At 49.5% G+C, this 14611-nt stretch carries 13 protein-coding genes and 1 pseudogene; 2 read left to right on the top strand and 12 right to left on the bottom strand.

Going from position 1 to position 14611, the window contains the following annotated elements; genetic code table 11:
• Positions 1-56: 56 nt before the first annotated feature.
• Positions 57-458: a Cu(I)-responsive transcriptional regulator gene (gene cueR, locus JYB87_RS06895; protein WP_207356137.1), complete on the top strand. Its 402-nt coding sequence runs from the start codon at positions 57-59 to the stop codon at positions 456-458.
• Here the strand turns inward: cueR and JYB87_RS06890 are convergent.
• The 12 genes and pseudogenes from JYB87_RS06890 to JYB87_RS06835 form a co-directional block, all read right to left on the bottom strand.
• On the bottom strand, positions 455-2494 hold the full coding sequence (locus tag JYB87_RS06890; RefSeq protein ID WP_207356136.1) for a S9 family peptidase: 2040 nt from the start codon (positions 2492-2494) through the stop codon (positions 455-457). The genes cueR and JYB87_RS06890 overlap by 4 nt on opposite strands.
• 449 nt (positions 2495-2943) lie before the next feature.
• Positions 2944-3699 (bottom strand): SDR family oxidoreductase, encoded by a 756-nt coding sequence (locus JYB87_RS06885; protein ID WP_207356135.1) that lies wholly within the window; start codon positions 3697-3699, stop codon positions 2944-2946.
• A gap of 11 nt (positions 3700-3710) precedes the next feature.
• On the bottom strand, positions 3711-4613 hold the full coding sequence (gene mmsB, locus JYB87_RS06880) for a 3-hydroxyisobutyrate dehydrogenase (RefSeq protein ID WP_207356134.1): 903 nt from the start codon (positions 4611-4613) through the stop codon (positions 3711-3713).
• 41 nt (positions 4614-4654) lie between these two features.
• Entirely contained in the window at positions 4655-5764 is a 1110-nt protein-coding gene (locus tag JYB87_RS06875) for an enoyl-CoA hydratase/isomerase family protein (RefSeq protein ID WP_207356133.1), read from the bottom strand.
• Between the two features lie 94 nt (positions 5765-5858).
• The gene (locus tag JYB87_RS06870; RefSeq protein ID WP_207356132.1) at positions 5859-6632 is read right to left on the bottom strand and encodes an enoyl-CoA hydratase; all 774 of its coding nucleotides are present in this window, start codon (positions 6630-6632) and stop codon (positions 5859-5861) included.
• A 17-nt stretch (positions 6633-6649) separates the two neighbouring features.
• The gene (locus tag JYB87_RS06865; RefSeq protein WP_207356131.1) at positions 6650-7810 is read right to left on the bottom strand and encodes an acyl-CoA dehydrogenase family protein; all 1161 of its coding nucleotides are present in this window, start codon (positions 7808-7810) and stop codon (positions 6650-6652) included.
• Between the two features lie 24 nt (positions 7811-7834).
• On the bottom strand, positions 7835-9328 hold the full coding sequence (locus JYB87_RS06860) for a CoA-acylating methylmalonate-semialdehyde dehydrogenase (protein ID WP_207356130.1): 1494 nt from the start codon (positions 9326-9328) through the stop codon (positions 7835-7837).
• Positions 9329-9341: 13 nt separating this feature from the next.
• Positions 9342-10529 carry a thiolase family protein gene (locus tag JYB87_RS06855; RefSeq protein ID WP_207356129.1) on the bottom strand — a complete coding sequence of 396 codons (1188 nt, stop codon included), beginning with the start codon at positions 10527-10529 and terminating at the stop codon, positions 9342-9344.
• A 328-nt stretch (positions 10530-10857) separates the two neighbouring features.
• Positions 10858-11244, bottom strand: a complete 387-nt coding sequence (locus JYB87_RS06850; RefSeq protein WP_207356623.1) for a ribonuclease E inhibitor RraB — start codon at positions 11242-11244, stop codon at positions 10858-10860.
• 60 nt (positions 11245-11304) lie between these two features.
• Positions 11305-11520 (bottom strand): annotated as a pseudogene (locus tag JYB87_RS06845) (RNA-binding S4 domain-containing protein); the annotation flags it as partial.
• 18 nt (positions 11521-11538) lie between these two features.
• Positions 11539-12090 carry a GNAT family N-acetyltransferase gene (locus tag JYB87_RS06840; protein WP_207356128.1) on the bottom strand — a complete coding sequence of 184 codons (552 nt, stop codon included), beginning with the start codon at positions 12088-12090 and terminating at the stop codon, positions 11539-11541.
• A gap of 89 nt (positions 12091-12179) precedes the next feature.
• Positions 12180-13982, bottom strand: a complete 1803-nt coding sequence (locus JYB87_RS06835; RefSeq protein WP_207356127.1) for a DUF885 domain-containing protein — start codon at positions 13980-13982, stop codon at positions 12180-12182.
• 80 nt (positions 13983-14062) lie between these two features.
• Here JYB87_RS06835 and JYB87_RS06830 point away from each other — a divergent pair, with 80 nt between their 5' ends.
• Entirely contained in the window at positions 14063-14599 is a 537-nt protein-coding gene (locus tag JYB87_RS06830) for a GGDEF domain-containing protein (protein ID WP_207356126.1), read from the top strand.
• Positions 14600-14611 lie beyond the last annotated feature (12 nt).

The following is a 14611-nucleotide window of genomic DNA, read 5'->3' as shown; positions in this document are numbered from 1 at the left end:
AACAGGAGAGTCAACCACAGCTATCGATAGTGTGACGCACATATGTCGGAGGTCGAATGAAAATTGGGGATGTGGCCGCAAAAACCGGGCTGTCAGTCAAAAGTATTCGTTACTATCACGACATTGGCCTTGTCAAAGGTCATCGCGGTGCCAATGGTTATCGAGAATATAGCGAGCAACAGCTGACCGCACTTAACTTTGTGCAGCATTGTCGTGAATTGGGATTTAGCATTGAAGAGTGCCGCAGCTTGCTGCAACTCAAGCATGATCCTGCACGATGCGCCAGTGATGTGAAAAAGCTGGCAAGTGAACATCTTTTGGTGCTTGAACAGAGAATGCAGCGCCTACAGGCACTGCATCATGAATTAAGCGAATTGGTCAATCAATGTCACGGCGGCGACACGCCCGATTGCCCCATCATTGAGGGGCTGTCGAGCAAATGTTGTAAGGCCGATTAACGCGCCAGCACTTGAGCATTTTGCAACGGGACTGACGGCAGTTCTCCTGCAGGAGTGAAGCCAAATACGCGCCCATAAAAAGCAAGTTCGGTTTCCAGCGCCAAAATATTGTGCTGTGGCTGTTTGAAGCCATGCCCTTCCCCCGCGAATGCCACATAGGCTGTCGGCACACCCTTATCAACGAGGCCACGATAGATCATCTCAGATTGATTGGGCGGGACGACTTTATCCTCCAATCCTTGAAACAGCAGCAAAGGTTCATTTAAACCGTCAAGATGATACAAGGGCGAGCGATCACGATAGGTTTGCTGCATTTGCGGATAGGGACCAATCAGTTGATCGAGGTAGCGTGACTCAAACTTATGGGTTTCTTTGGCTAACACCTCGATATCACTGACACCATAATAACTGGTGCCCGCTTTAAAGGTGTCGTGGAACGCCAATGCCGCTAACACGCTAAAGCCACCCGCGCTACCACCACGAATCGCCAGTTTTTCAGGATCAGCGAGTTTTTGCTGCACCAGATATTTAGCGGCATAGATGGCATCTTCGACATCAGCAACACCCCAGTTGCCGTAAAGGCTGCGGCGAAATTCACGACCATAACCTGTGCTGCCGCGATAATTCAGATTAAACACAGCAAATCCGCGACTGGTCCAAAATTGAATATCGCCACTGTAGGCCGCACTGGCCGCGGCGGTTGGCCCACCGTGCAACATCATAATTAACGGCGGTAAACTGCCAGTATCTGCCACAAAATTCGGATTGGTTGGCGGGTAATACAAGCCATAAGCAGTACTGCCATCCGCAGTGGTAAAACTCATACTGACCGGCTTGGCGATATAACTGGGTTCGACGGCTGCGATTTCAGGTGCATAGACTAATTCGGTGCCACGGCCAGTAACGCGATAAATACCGCGCTCTGGGGTTTCTTTAGCACCGACAAAATAGACCTGCCCCTGATGGCTTATTAACTGCTTCACCGAAGCAAAATCAGTCGCTAGAGTCTCACTGACGCCTGAATCAAGATCCACTCGAAGTAAATCCAGATGTCCCTGTTGCTGTAAACCGACAATCACATGCTGATTGCTTTCAAAGGCGTAATCATTTCGACCTAATCCCCACGCGGGGCCACCAATCTCACCGGTGAGCTGAGTAACCTGCTCAATGTTCCCCATGGCATTGATGCGATAGAGATTCCACCAGTTGTCAAAATCCGCAATAAAATAGAGCGTGCCATCAGGGCTATATTGCGGCTGCATAATGGCGCCATTGGTCGGCAATTTCACTTGCTGCGGCTGAATGATGGCGCCTTTTTTATCGAGTTCACCACGCCATAGTTGGGTGTTATCCCACGGCATATTGGGATGTTCCCAGGTTAACCATGCAGCTTGGGTGTTACTAGGGTTGATGGTGGGTGAGCTGAAAAAGTCTTGCCCTGAGAGGTAAACCTCGCCCTCGCCCGGCTGATTAAGATTCACCGCAACTAAGCTTGCCGTTGCTTCGCCATCCACTCGATGATCTTCGCGTACACATAAAATCCGCGAGCCTTTGGTGAAAAACACACAGTCGGCTTGGCGAGTGCCCTCAGGGGTTAACGGCACTGGCGGTTGATTAGGCGCAATACGATACAAACGTTGGTCAGCCATTTTGGTGGCAAAAATGCTGTTGCCAATGGCGAGGAATGGCGCACCGCCGTATTCGTGAACGCGGCTGCCCACGCCAAATTGAGCATCAACCACTTGAATAACGTTATCATTGCTATCCAGTCGTTTAATACCTGACTGCCCTTGTGCTGCGGGATCTGACTCAACGAAATACAGCATATCGCCGCTACTTTGCAGCTCTCCGATGGCAGAAAAGGCGCTGTAGACCGCACTCGCTGTAATAGGTGATGACCAACTGCCATAGGGAGTAAACGATGGTTGAGGTTGTGGCGCCACAACAGGCGCAGATTCGGGCGCTTTTGAGCAACCGAATAAAAACGCCATTAACGAAAGCCCGATAAACCGCGCCACAGCACCGATGCTGTTCATGTTTTGCCCTCAAGTTCTGCCATTAACAAAGCAGGTTTACTGCAATATCGTTATTTGAATTTTCTCAGAAACCAGCGAATGACATTTTGCTGTTGCTGATGGGGTAAACCAAAATAGATGCACAACCAAGGTGATATCAGAAAAAACCAATGAAAGGGTATGGTGGAGCTTCCGCTAAATAGCAGATACAAAAAGCCTGAATAATTGACCACAACGCCAGCATATCCAACCCATAACAAACACTTTTTACACCCGCTGATCAGCCAATGAGCCACCCAACAACCACCTACCACTTGGAACTACAGTCGCAAGGATTGTTCAATGCGCCGTGTGAGTTGTCAACTTTTGTCCATTTTCAAATGGCTTAGCGCATAAAAAACGTCTGCAACTGAGTGCAGACGTTTTAGGTGCCATCATCAAAGTGAGTGCGCTAAATGGCTTCAATTAGGTTACAGCGACAGGCCGCCGTCAATTTCAATCACGCGACCATTGATGTAGCTATTTTCGATAGCAAAACAGACGGTATTGGCAATTTCTTCCGCTTCGCCCAATCGACCAACCGGCACCGCTTTTTCTAACCGTTCGAGCGCTTCTGGCTTCATCGCGGCGGTCATATCGGTCGCTATCACCCCGGGAGCAATTGCCAATGAACGAATTTGATAACGAGCTAACTCTTTTGCCCAGCCAATCGCCATTGCGGCGACACCCGCTTTAGACGCGGCATAGTTGCTTTGGCCAATGTTACCGGCACGGGCGATACTGGAAATATTGATGATCACCCCCGGCTGAGACGACTCGATCATCGCTGCGGCGGCTTCTCGACCACAGAGGAAACTGCCGGTCAGATTGACGTTAATCACCGCTTGGAACTGCTCAAATGACATACGGTCAGTCACTTTGCCGTCTTTGGCTTTCACTAACATGCCATCAAATAAAATACCGGCGTTGTTTACCAAGACATTCAGTTGACCAAAGTCTTCCAAAATAAAACGAAAGGTAGCAATCACATCCTCTTCATCGGTGATATCAACCGCATAGCCTTGGACATCGACTTCACCTAACAAGGCACAAGCGTGCTCTAATTTCTCTTGGTCAACATCGATCAACGCTAAACGTGCCCCACGGTTAGCAAGCATTTGCGCCATAGCAAAACCTAAACCACCGGCACCACCAGTGATGGCAACTACTTTGCCTTTAATTTCCATTGAATATCCTTTTATTCTGACTTGGAGCGGAATTGGGAAAACAAGCTAGAAAAATCTTTGTCGCCAAACCCCTGCCTTGCATGGTGTAAAAATAGGTTACGCGCAAGGCTGCCCATTGGCGTAGCTGAATGGCTTGTTAAGGCTGTTTGCCCCGCCAAGCCTAAGTCTTTGACCATCAAATCCACCATAAAGCCGCCTTGATAGCCTTTTGAGGCGGGCACACCGGGCATCACACCTGGGCAAGGGTTATATTTTTCTAAGGTCCAATTACCACCGCTGCTGGCCTTCATAATATCCGACAGCACCTGCGGATCCAAACCGTTATCCATCCCTAAACTCAAGGCTTCGCAAGTGCCTGCCATCAACACGCCCAATAGCATGTTATTGCAAATTTTGGCAATTTGACCGCAACCCGCCGCGCCTGCATGAAAAATATTGCGCCCCATTGCCTGTAATATTGGCTTAGCGCGCATCACGGCGTCGACTTCTCCGCCGCAAATAAAGGTCAGAGTGCCCGCCGCTGCGCCCGCTGTGCCACCAGAAACCGGCGCATCCACAAAGTCGAGCCCTTTTGCTGCGGCCGCGACGGCTATCGATTTTGCCGACTCGACATCGATAGTAGAACAATCAATCAGCAGTGTATCTTTGGCAACGGTAGCGAGCAGTCCTTGGGCATCACCACCACCGAGATAAAGTGCGCGCGAGTGACGCCCTTCAGGCAGCATACTGATCACCACATCAGCGCCAGCGGCTGCACCACAAGCACTGGGGCAGGCGAAAGCACCTTGGTCAGCTAAGGTGCTGACCAACGATGGATTCAAATCAAACACTCGCACGGTAAATCCCTGTTTTAACAGATTTGCCGCCATCGGTGCGCCCATGTTCCCCAAACCAATAAATGCTACGGTTGTCATCGTGTTACCTCATTATCCGCACATATGCCGATAGGATGCGGCTATAAATCTGCCAAAGGATGGTCGCCGCTAAACGGTGACGTTAACAAAGCTTGTAACTGTGAATCGGGTGGAAAAGTCTGTGCGCCATAGGCCCATTGTGGCTGACGATCTTTATCCACCAGCAATGCCCGTACTCCTTCACAAAAATCGCCAAGCACACAACAGTTTATACTTAGCCCCAGTTCAAACCGAAAACATTCAGCTAAGCTCATCTCGCGCCCCAACTGACACTGCGCGTCCGCCAGCAACCAACTTTGTGGACTTCCGGCCAACATGGTAGCCTTGGCCCGTTCCAGCCAAGTTTCACTGCTGGCTAATTGCTGCATTCGGCTAACAATCTCGCCGATCCGCCCGTCCATCAGTTTGTCGATCAATCCTTGATTGGCTTTAAGGCGACTTTTACCCACATGCTCAGTCGAGCTGATTTCGAGGTCATCCAAAACATCGTGCAATTTTTGTTTGTTAAGGCTGTGATTTTCACCCCATGCCACCGCCGTTAATGCGTGCAACAGCCGCTGTTTTTCCGACGAAGCCAAAAAGTGATTGGCCATGCCGACGTAACGCGCATCCGCCGCAGTTAAGTTATAGGCGGTAAGCCCCAAAAATAACCCCAGCTTGCCTTGCATACGGCTGAGAAAATAAGTGCCTCCCACATCGGGATATAAGCCGATGGTGACCTCGGGCATCGCTAACCGAGAACGCTCAGTGACAATGCGGTGGCTAGCGCCCATCAGTAAGCCTATGCCGCCGCCCATCACAATCCCATCACCCCACACCAACACAGGTTTACCGAAGGTATGCAGTTGATAATCGAGGCGGTACTCAGCCTCAAAAAAATCGCTGACTTGGGCAACAAAATGCTGCGGGTTCTGCTGCCGAGCATGATAAAGCGCGCGCACATCGCCGCCGGCACAAAATGCTTTATCCCCTACCGCATCAAGCAACACCGCCGCAATCTGCGGGTCTTGCTGCCAGAGGGTTAGCTGCTTTGTTAGCGCATCCACCATCGTCACACTGAGGGCATTGAGTGACTTTTCAGCGTTCAAGGTGGCGATGCCGATCTGTTTGCCCTTGCTACTGGCAAGGGTCGAAAAAATTATTGATTCCAAGCAAAACTCCTAGGTTTAATACTATCTATCTTGCTGTTTTTGATTATATTTTTATTAAAACTAACGACTGCATAACGCTTAGTTTTTATATCAACTAGTCGTTTTGCCACTGCGGTGAACGCTTTTCTAAAAACGCGTTAACCCCTTCTTGTTGGTCTGCCCCATCAAACAGCTCAATAAATAGTTCTCGCTCTCGTGGCAGCGCTTTATTGCGTGGCATGCTGCGTCCCGCTTGAATTAGCTGCTTGCAGGCGCGCACACTGCTCGGGCTTTGACGTTCAACTTGCTTCGCTAACTTTCGCGCTTCAGTAAGCGCTTGCCCGGCGTCAGTGACCTGCTCAACTAAACCGATGGCTAATGCAAAGGCTGCGGTCAAGCGTTCGCCGCACAAGATCATCCGTTTGGCCCAACCTTCGCCCACCAAAGCAGTCAAGTTTTGCGTGCCTCCGGCACAAGGTAATAGGCCGACTGAGGCTTCGGGGAGCGCCAATTGCGCTTGTTGCTCAGCGATTCGAATATCGCAAGCCAGCGCTACTTCCAGCCCGCCGCCCATGGCATATCCGTTGATTGCGGCAATTGTCACCCCACGAAACGCACTTAAGGTTTCAAAGGCTTCACCGAAGGCCAACGCCATGCTGGCCGCTTTGGTTTTATTGCCATCAGCAAACAAGCGAAGTTCAGCGCCGGCTGAAAAAAACTTCTCCCCCGCGCCGGTAATGATCAGACTGTAAATCGTGTGGTCTTGCTCCAGCTGATGCAGTAATTCGGTTAACTGATTCAGTGACTCCGAAGTCCAGGTATTTGCCGGTGGATTATCAATAGTGATAACCGCGCAATGCCCCTCAATTTGATGACGTAACCCTGACATAAACCGACTCCTAACGCTTAGCGCGCCAATGCTGAGATACCGCTATCCAACAGTTTACGGGCGATAATCACCCGCATAATTTCATTGGTGCCTTCTAAAATTTGATGCACCCGAGAGTCTCGAAAATAGCGCTCCAGCGGATATTCTCGAATGTAACCATAGCCACCATGCAGCTGTAAGGCGCTGTCACAAACCTGAAAGCCAACATCTGTGGCAAAGCGCTTTGCCATCGCACAATAGGTGGTTGCTTGAGGATGTTGTTGGTCAAGCTGTGCTGCGGCGAAATAGACTAATTGGCGCGCGGCGGTTAGCTCAGTCACCATATCCGCCAACTTGAATTGCAAGGCTTGAAAGGCACTCAGCGGTTTACCAAACTGTTGTCTTTCCGCCATATATTCCATCGAGTGTTCAATGGCAGCTTGCGCTGTGCCCAATGAGCAGGCGGCAATATTAATTCGCCCGCCATCAAGGCCTTTCATCGCCATACAAAAACCGTCGCCCTCATCGCCCAGCAACGCGTCTTTGCTAATGCGCACGTTATCAAAAGTGACTTCGCGGGTGGGCTGTGCATTCCACCCCATCTTCTCTTCCGCCTTACCATAACTAACGCCTGCGGCATTGGCCGCTACCACAAACGCCGAAATGCCCTTTGGCCCCGCATCGCCAGTCCGCGCCATCACCACTAATACATCGGTTGCGCCAGCACCTGATATAAATACCTTGGCGCCATTGAGAATATAGTGATCACCATCTTGTTGAGCGCTGGTGGTGAGCGCCGCCGCATCGCTACCGGCGTTGGGCTCAGTCAGGCAATAGGACGCTAGTTGTTCCCCGCTCGTTAGCCCCGGTGCCCACTGCGCTTTAATAGGGGCGGTGCCCCATGTGGTGATCATCCAAGTGGCCATGTTATGAATGGTGATCATCGCAGTGGTTGTGGTACAGCCCTTGGCTAATGCCTCAAAAATCAATGCGCTGTCTAAACGCGATAAGCCCAAGCCACCAGCATCTTCAGGCGAATACAAGGCACAAAAGCCCAACTCACCCGCCTGTTGAATCACCTCTTTCGGGAAATAGTGTTCGGCGTCCCACTTGGCCGCATTCGGCGCCAATTTTTCTGCGGCAAATTGCTCTGCTAATTCAACAAATTGGCGCTGTTCTTCGGTTAAACGAAAATCCATCAGCTCACCTCTCAGTGTTAGCCATTACTTCAGGGAGATTGTCATATTCGGTGAGCTCACGACATCATCGGCAAACCAGCGACTAGTAACGGTTTTGGTTTCGGTATAGAACCGCACCGCTTGTTTGCCATAGGCGTGTTGATCACCATAAAAACTGCCCTTCCAGCCTGTAAATGAGAAAAATGGTAATGGCACTGGAATCGGCACATTAATGCCCACCTGCCCGACCTCAACTTGTTGCTGATATTGGTGTGCGGCAGCACCGCTGGCAGTAAAAATGGACGTACCATTGCCGTAAGGGTTGGCGTTAACTAACGCAATCGCCTCATCAAGCGTGTCAACATGAAGACAGCAGAGCACAGGACCAAATATCTCCTCGCGATAGAGGCTCATTTCGGTCGTGACATCCGTAAATAACGTCGGCCCAACCCAATTGCCCTGTTCATAGCCAGTCACCACAGCCGCTGAGCCATCAAGCAGACAAGTTGCCCCTTCTGCTTTACCGGACTCAATCAGCCTGAGTACGCGCACCTTTGCCGCTGGACTAATTAACGGACCAAAGGCGGCATTGGAGTCATTCCACAGCCCCGGGGTCACCTTGCTCAAAGCAGCGCGAAGTTCCTCCACCCATGAATAACTTTGGCCGACAAACACCGCGACCGATATCGCCATACAGCGTTGTCCGGCAGCACCAACAGCCGCGCCCACCAGTTGATTGATCACTTGTGTCTTGTTGGCATCGGGCATGATGACGCAGTGATTCTTAGCACCCGCGAACACTTGCGCGCGCTTTAGTTGCTCTGTTGCCTGGCGATAAACCTGCTGCCCCACCGCCACAGAACCAACAAACGAGACTGTTTTAACTTGCGGGTCATTGATCAGCCGCTCAACTACGGATTTATCACCATGAAGCACTTGCAAAATGCCGCTCGGCGCTCCGGCTTCAGCAAACAGTTCAGCTAAACGCGTTGGGGTGATTGGGTCTTGTTCTGACGGTTTCAGAATAAAGCTATTACCGCAGGCGATGGCGATCGGGAACATCCACAAGGGGATCATCGCCGGGAAATTAAACGGGGTAATCCCAAAACATACCCCGAGTGGCTGCACTATGCTGTAACTGTCGATGCCACTCGCCACATTCTCAACGGTTTCCCCCATCATCAATGAGGCAATATTGGCGGCATGTTCGACGACCTCGATGCCGCGCCACACATCACCGCGCGCATCTTCAAAGGTTTTTCCGGTTTCCTGCGCCAAAATAGTCGCTAACTCATCGTGATGCTGTTTGAGCAGATGCTGATAACGCAACATCAACCGTGCCCTCTCAGAAACCGGCACGGTGCGCCAATGGCAAAACGCCGCTTGTGCGCTGATTATCGCTTGGCTAATTTCGGCATCATTGGCAACATTGAGCGTTGCAATCACACTGTTATCTGCCGGATTCGTAACAGGAATTTGCGTCTTCCCTTCACCTGCCACAAACTCGCCGTTAATAAAATGATGGACCTGAACTGTCATATCGCGCCTCCGATTACACTTCGACAGCGACGGCTACCGCTTCACCACCGCCAATGCAAAGGGTGGCAATACCACGTGATAAACCACGATGACGTAATGCATGAATCAAAGTCACTAACAGCCGGGTTCCCGATGCACCGATAGGATGCCCTAATGCGCAGGCGCCACCATTGACGTTGACGCGCTCAGCATCGAGCGCCAGTTGGTCAACCGCCAGCATAGTGACCATGGCAAAGGCTTCATTAATTTCGTAGAGGTCGACATCGCTTGCCGTCCAGCCGAGTTGCTTGAACAATTTGTTTAATGCGCCGATGGGCGCTGTGGTAAACAACGCTGGTTGCTGCGCGTGCGATGCAGTCGCACGAATGGTGGCCAAGATCGGGAGTTGCAACTGTTCGGCTTGGCTACGCTTCATCAGCAATACGCTGGCAGCGCCATCGGAAATTGAGCTGGAGTTCGCCGCTGTAATGGTGCCGTCGCTGGCAAACGCCGGTTTAAGGGCGGGGATTTTTTCTGGCTTCGCGCGCCCCGGCTGCTCATCGGTGTTAACGATCGCCTCACCTTGACGCCCAGCAATCACGACATCAACGATCTCTTGCTGAAATTCACCCTCCGCAATAGCGCGGTTAGCACGATTCAGTGATTGAATTGCCCAAGCATCCATTGCTTCACGACTAATACCGAATTCATTAGCGGTTTGTTGCGCAAAACTCCCCATAGAATCACCGGTATAGGCGTCTTCAAGGCCATCGGCAAACATATGATCGTACAGTTTGCCATGCCCCATACGTTGCCCTGTGCGGGCTTTATCCATGATGTAAGGCGCGCGGCTCATGCTTTCCATTCCGCCAGCAATCACAATACCAGCACTGCCCGCTTTAATCATGTCGTAGGCTTGCATCACAGTTTTTAGCCCTGAACCACAAACTTTATTGATGGTGCTGGCACCGACAGATACAGGTAATCCCGCTGCTAATGCGGCCTGCCGCGCAGGGGCTTGACCAATGCCCGCTTGTAGCACGCAACCGAGTAACACCTCATCAATCGACTCAGGTGCCAACTTGGTATCGTCGAGCATGGCTTTAATTGTGGCAGCGGCTAGCGCTGGGGCAGGAACTGAGGCAAGCGTTCCTAAAAATCCGCCCATCGCCGTACGACGAGCCGCGACAATAACGATATCGTCAGCCAACTGTTGTTTCATTTGACGCTCCTGTTCGTCCTGTTGCATACAAGACATCACGAATAAACGCACACAGAATTACGTTTACGCTAACGTAAGGCAACTAACCTTTGGTCTAATATAGTTCAAACAAGACAAAGTTGCCCAAAAGGTAAACTTTGATTAACAACTGAGATAGGAACGTAACTGACTGTATTGATGGGAATAGTAGTAACTATGTAGCGAAAACGTAGCGAAAAAACTAGACAAAAAAATACCCTCACCGGCTGTTAAACAATGTGAGGGTATTTTGTGAACAAATGTAAGCTTGCTAACGCTTGATAACTAACGCACGATCACGCAGGTATCATTAGTGATGGCAGTGCTCATCACATTCATGATCGTCATCACCGGCAAAGTCATCACCGTCTTGATGCTGCATCACGCCCCAGCCATCGGTCATACCATCAAACTCGGCAGCAAAACTGTTCAGTTGCGTTTCTTTGGCAAGAATGGCGTCATACTCTGGCAGCATGTTGTAGCTGGCAATGATTTCCCACTTTTCCACTTCTTCATTGAATTGCAGTTCTAATACGGCTGATTCATCATTTGCGGTCAGATCTTCCAGTGCTGACTCTGCATCACGACGGTCATCGAACACCAAGAAGAAATCGATATCCAGTGATTGCGTTAAGTCCATACCGGCATCGACCATTGCTTGCAGCATCTGGCCGTTATCATCATCAGGGAATTGCATCATCTGCTCCTCAGCAACAACCGCCGCTGGCTCGGTGCCGGTTGCTAACACTTGAATAAAGGTGCCAGCAAACACGATTTTGTCACCGGCGTAGATCTTTTTACGTTTGCGAGTTTCGATCTCGCCATTCACTTGTACTTGCCCATCTGCGATAGCGATTTTGGCTTGAGCGCCATCTTGGGTAAGCCCTTCAGCTTTGAGAATTTTATACAGTTCGATAAATTCTTCATCAGCACGTAGGTAAAATTCAGTGTGAGTTGCCACTGTGGTATCCATCTAGAAAAATTGCGCAGATTATAGCAACCCCAGCGGCGATGAGCCATCATCAAGCAAACGTCCGTAATAAAGTTCATCACACCAACAACCGGCAATTTTATGGTTGTGTCGCAGCTTACCTTCGAGTTGAAAGCCGCATTTTTCTAACACGCGTGCAGAAGCCAAATTCCCTACCACGCAGCGGCCGATCAACTTATGAAGCTGGAAAGCCTGTTGCGACCAAACAACCAATGCGTTCAACGCTTCGGTGACATAGCCATAGCGCTGATATTCAGGCGCCAGCAAATAGCCGACTTCCGCTTGTTCCAGCTCTTCATCGAGACAACTCAAGCCCATTAAACCAATAGGCTCGCCATTGAGTTCAATCGTGAATGACAACCAATCATCAAGATAAAAATCCTCGCCCGCACAACGGGCTAAAAATTTTTCACGAAGCATAGCTTCAGGTTCAACATCGCGAATGTAGCGATTAATCTCTGCATCTGCATTTAAGCGGAAAAAGAGTGGCCAGTCGGTCTTGCACATGCTGCGCAGAATGAGTCTCTCGGTGTTGATTCTGATGTTAGCCATAGAAGAAGGTTAAATCCAAGTTGAGCAGCTATTTTGCAAGCAACCAAAGTGACAGACAAAAACGCCGTCAAACGACGGCGTAATAAAACTTACTGCTGAGTAGCAATCCAATGGTCAATCTTAGTTTCCATTACGGCAAGTGGCAGTGACCCAGTGGTCAATACTTGGTCATGAAATGCTTTTAAATCGAACTTAGCACCCAAAGCCTGCTCTGCTTTATGACGCAGTGCCAAAATTTTCAGCTGCCCCACTTTATACGAAAGTGCTTGGCCAGGTATAGCCATGTAACGCTCGACTTCAGCAATGATATCGCTTTCGGCCATTGGCGAATTGTCTTTCATGTATTGAATAGCTTGCTCGCGGGTCCAATGTTTAGCGTGCATGCCGGTATCAACCACTAGGCGCATGGCGCGCAACATCTCGTCCGACAGCTTGCCGAAGTACTGATATGGATCGCTAAATATGCCCATTTCGATCCCAAGATATTCCGCGTACAAGGCCCAACCTTCTTCGAAAGCCGTATAACTGCCAAAACGTTGGAATTGAGGCACGTTTTCCAACTCCTGCTTAATCGAAATTTGGAAATGGTGGCCTGGCGATGCTTCGTGCAGCGACAGTGTAGTCATGCCCCATTTAGGCTGCGCGTGCAGATTATAGGTATTGATATAAAACACGCCGGGACGGCTGCCATCAACGGCGGGGCTCTCGTATGATGCGCCAGCAGCTGACTGTTCGCGAAATGCTTCTACGGGTTTAACCACATAATCCGCTTTTGGCATCACATTAAAATATTTTGGCAATACTGCATTAATGCGCGCTTTTACCGCATCATATCCACGAATTAAGCCTTCTGGTGTGTCGTAAAAGTACTGAGGTTCAGTTGAGAGTGATGCAAAAAAAGCTTTCAAATCACCTTTGAAACCCACTTGCTGACGCACTTTATCCATTTCAGCTTTGATGCGAGCCACTTCTTGTAAACCAATTTGATGGATCTCTTCCACTGGCATGGTGGTCGTGGTGTGATAGTTTGCTAGGGTTTGATACCAGTTAGCACCGTTAGGCAAATCCCAATAGCCAGCAGTAGTGCGAGTTTTTGGCAAATAGGTGTGTTCGAAGTAGTCCGCAAGATCGCGTAATGCTGGAACCAATTCATCGGCAATCATGCTGCTGTATTCAGCCGTTAACGCCGACTTTTGTGCCGCAGTAAAACTATCAGGCAGAGTTTTTACGGGGTTATAGAAAATACTGTCTTGAGGCGTATCGACCAGTTGCGCACGCAACTGCGGAATGATGCGCTCAACCAAGACTTTTGGCAGTACAACACCGGCGGCTATCCCTTCGTTCATCCGTTGCTGCGCTAAATGAGTCCACTTAACAAAACCGTTAACCCGCTGATGCCAGTTTTTATAGTCTTGAACAGTCGCAAAGGGTTGCGCACTCTCAGCACTGCCTAGCTGCACCATAGTAATTACAGAACTATAAAACTGTGTCATTGGCAGATACTTGCTCGGGAACTGTTCAGACGCCAGCGCAGTATCCAGATTGTAGATAAACATATCGTAGCTGAGCTGAAGATCTGGCGGTAACAACGCGCGATCAATTTGCTTTGCGAGGCTAAGATAACGGCGATTTAATTCATGAGTCGCCTGATAATACTGATCGGTGAGATCACCGCCAAAGTCATTATTGTAATCACTTACCCCTGCAAACGTGGCATATATCGGCTCAAGCTGGAGTTGCGCTTTAAAATACTGGTCCGCAAGTTGAAGATATTGTTGCTCTGCGGATTGAATCACCACAGGAGCAGCTTGATTGTCGCTAGTTAACGGCTGGCTACAAGCCGTCATTCCTAAGGTTGCTAACACTGTGATAGCGACTAAACCGAATTTCATTGATCTTGTTCTCCTTCGACGCGGACATATTCAACACCTACACTGTATAAAGCATGGGCATTAGAAACGAGGTAACCGGTATGATTTATTCATTCAATAACTCCGGTTTCAGGGATCCGGAAACCGGTGTTTATAACCAAACCTATTTTATGGAAGTATTTCATCGCGAATGGTTTAGGCATCTACGCGACAAGCAAACGTTATCGCTATTGTATATTCACCCCTTATTGCATGAAAACAATATAGAACCGCATTTGTTAGAGTTTTATACATCTAAAATACAACAGAGTTTGTTACGCGCGACTGACATGCTGGCTCGCATGAATCAGCACATATTTGCGGTTGGACTTTTCAATACCGATGAAAGCGGTACTGAGCGGGTGATTCACCGCATTAATGAGCAGCTAAGCCATTTTTCCGCCGATTACCGAAATGCACATGGGGTAGGTATTGAAAGCACAATAGTGGCCTGTGTTTGCGTGCCAGATAAAGAATTGAAACCTGAGCGGCTGTTTATGACAGTGGATGAACTACTTCACCATCCAGAGATCCACATTAATACAGACAACCACAAAAATTGTGTAATTGATACCTTAACTAAAGACAAGCTCCATTAACAATCAACTGAA

The organism is Shewanella avicenniae (genome assembly GCF_017354945.1).
In the GTDB taxonomy this organism is placed as follows: domain Bacteria; phylum Pseudomonadota; class Gammaproteobacteria; order Enterobacterales; family Shewanellaceae; genus Shewanella; species Shewanella avicenniae.
This window is presented reverse-complemented; position numbering and strand designations above follow the sequence as displayed.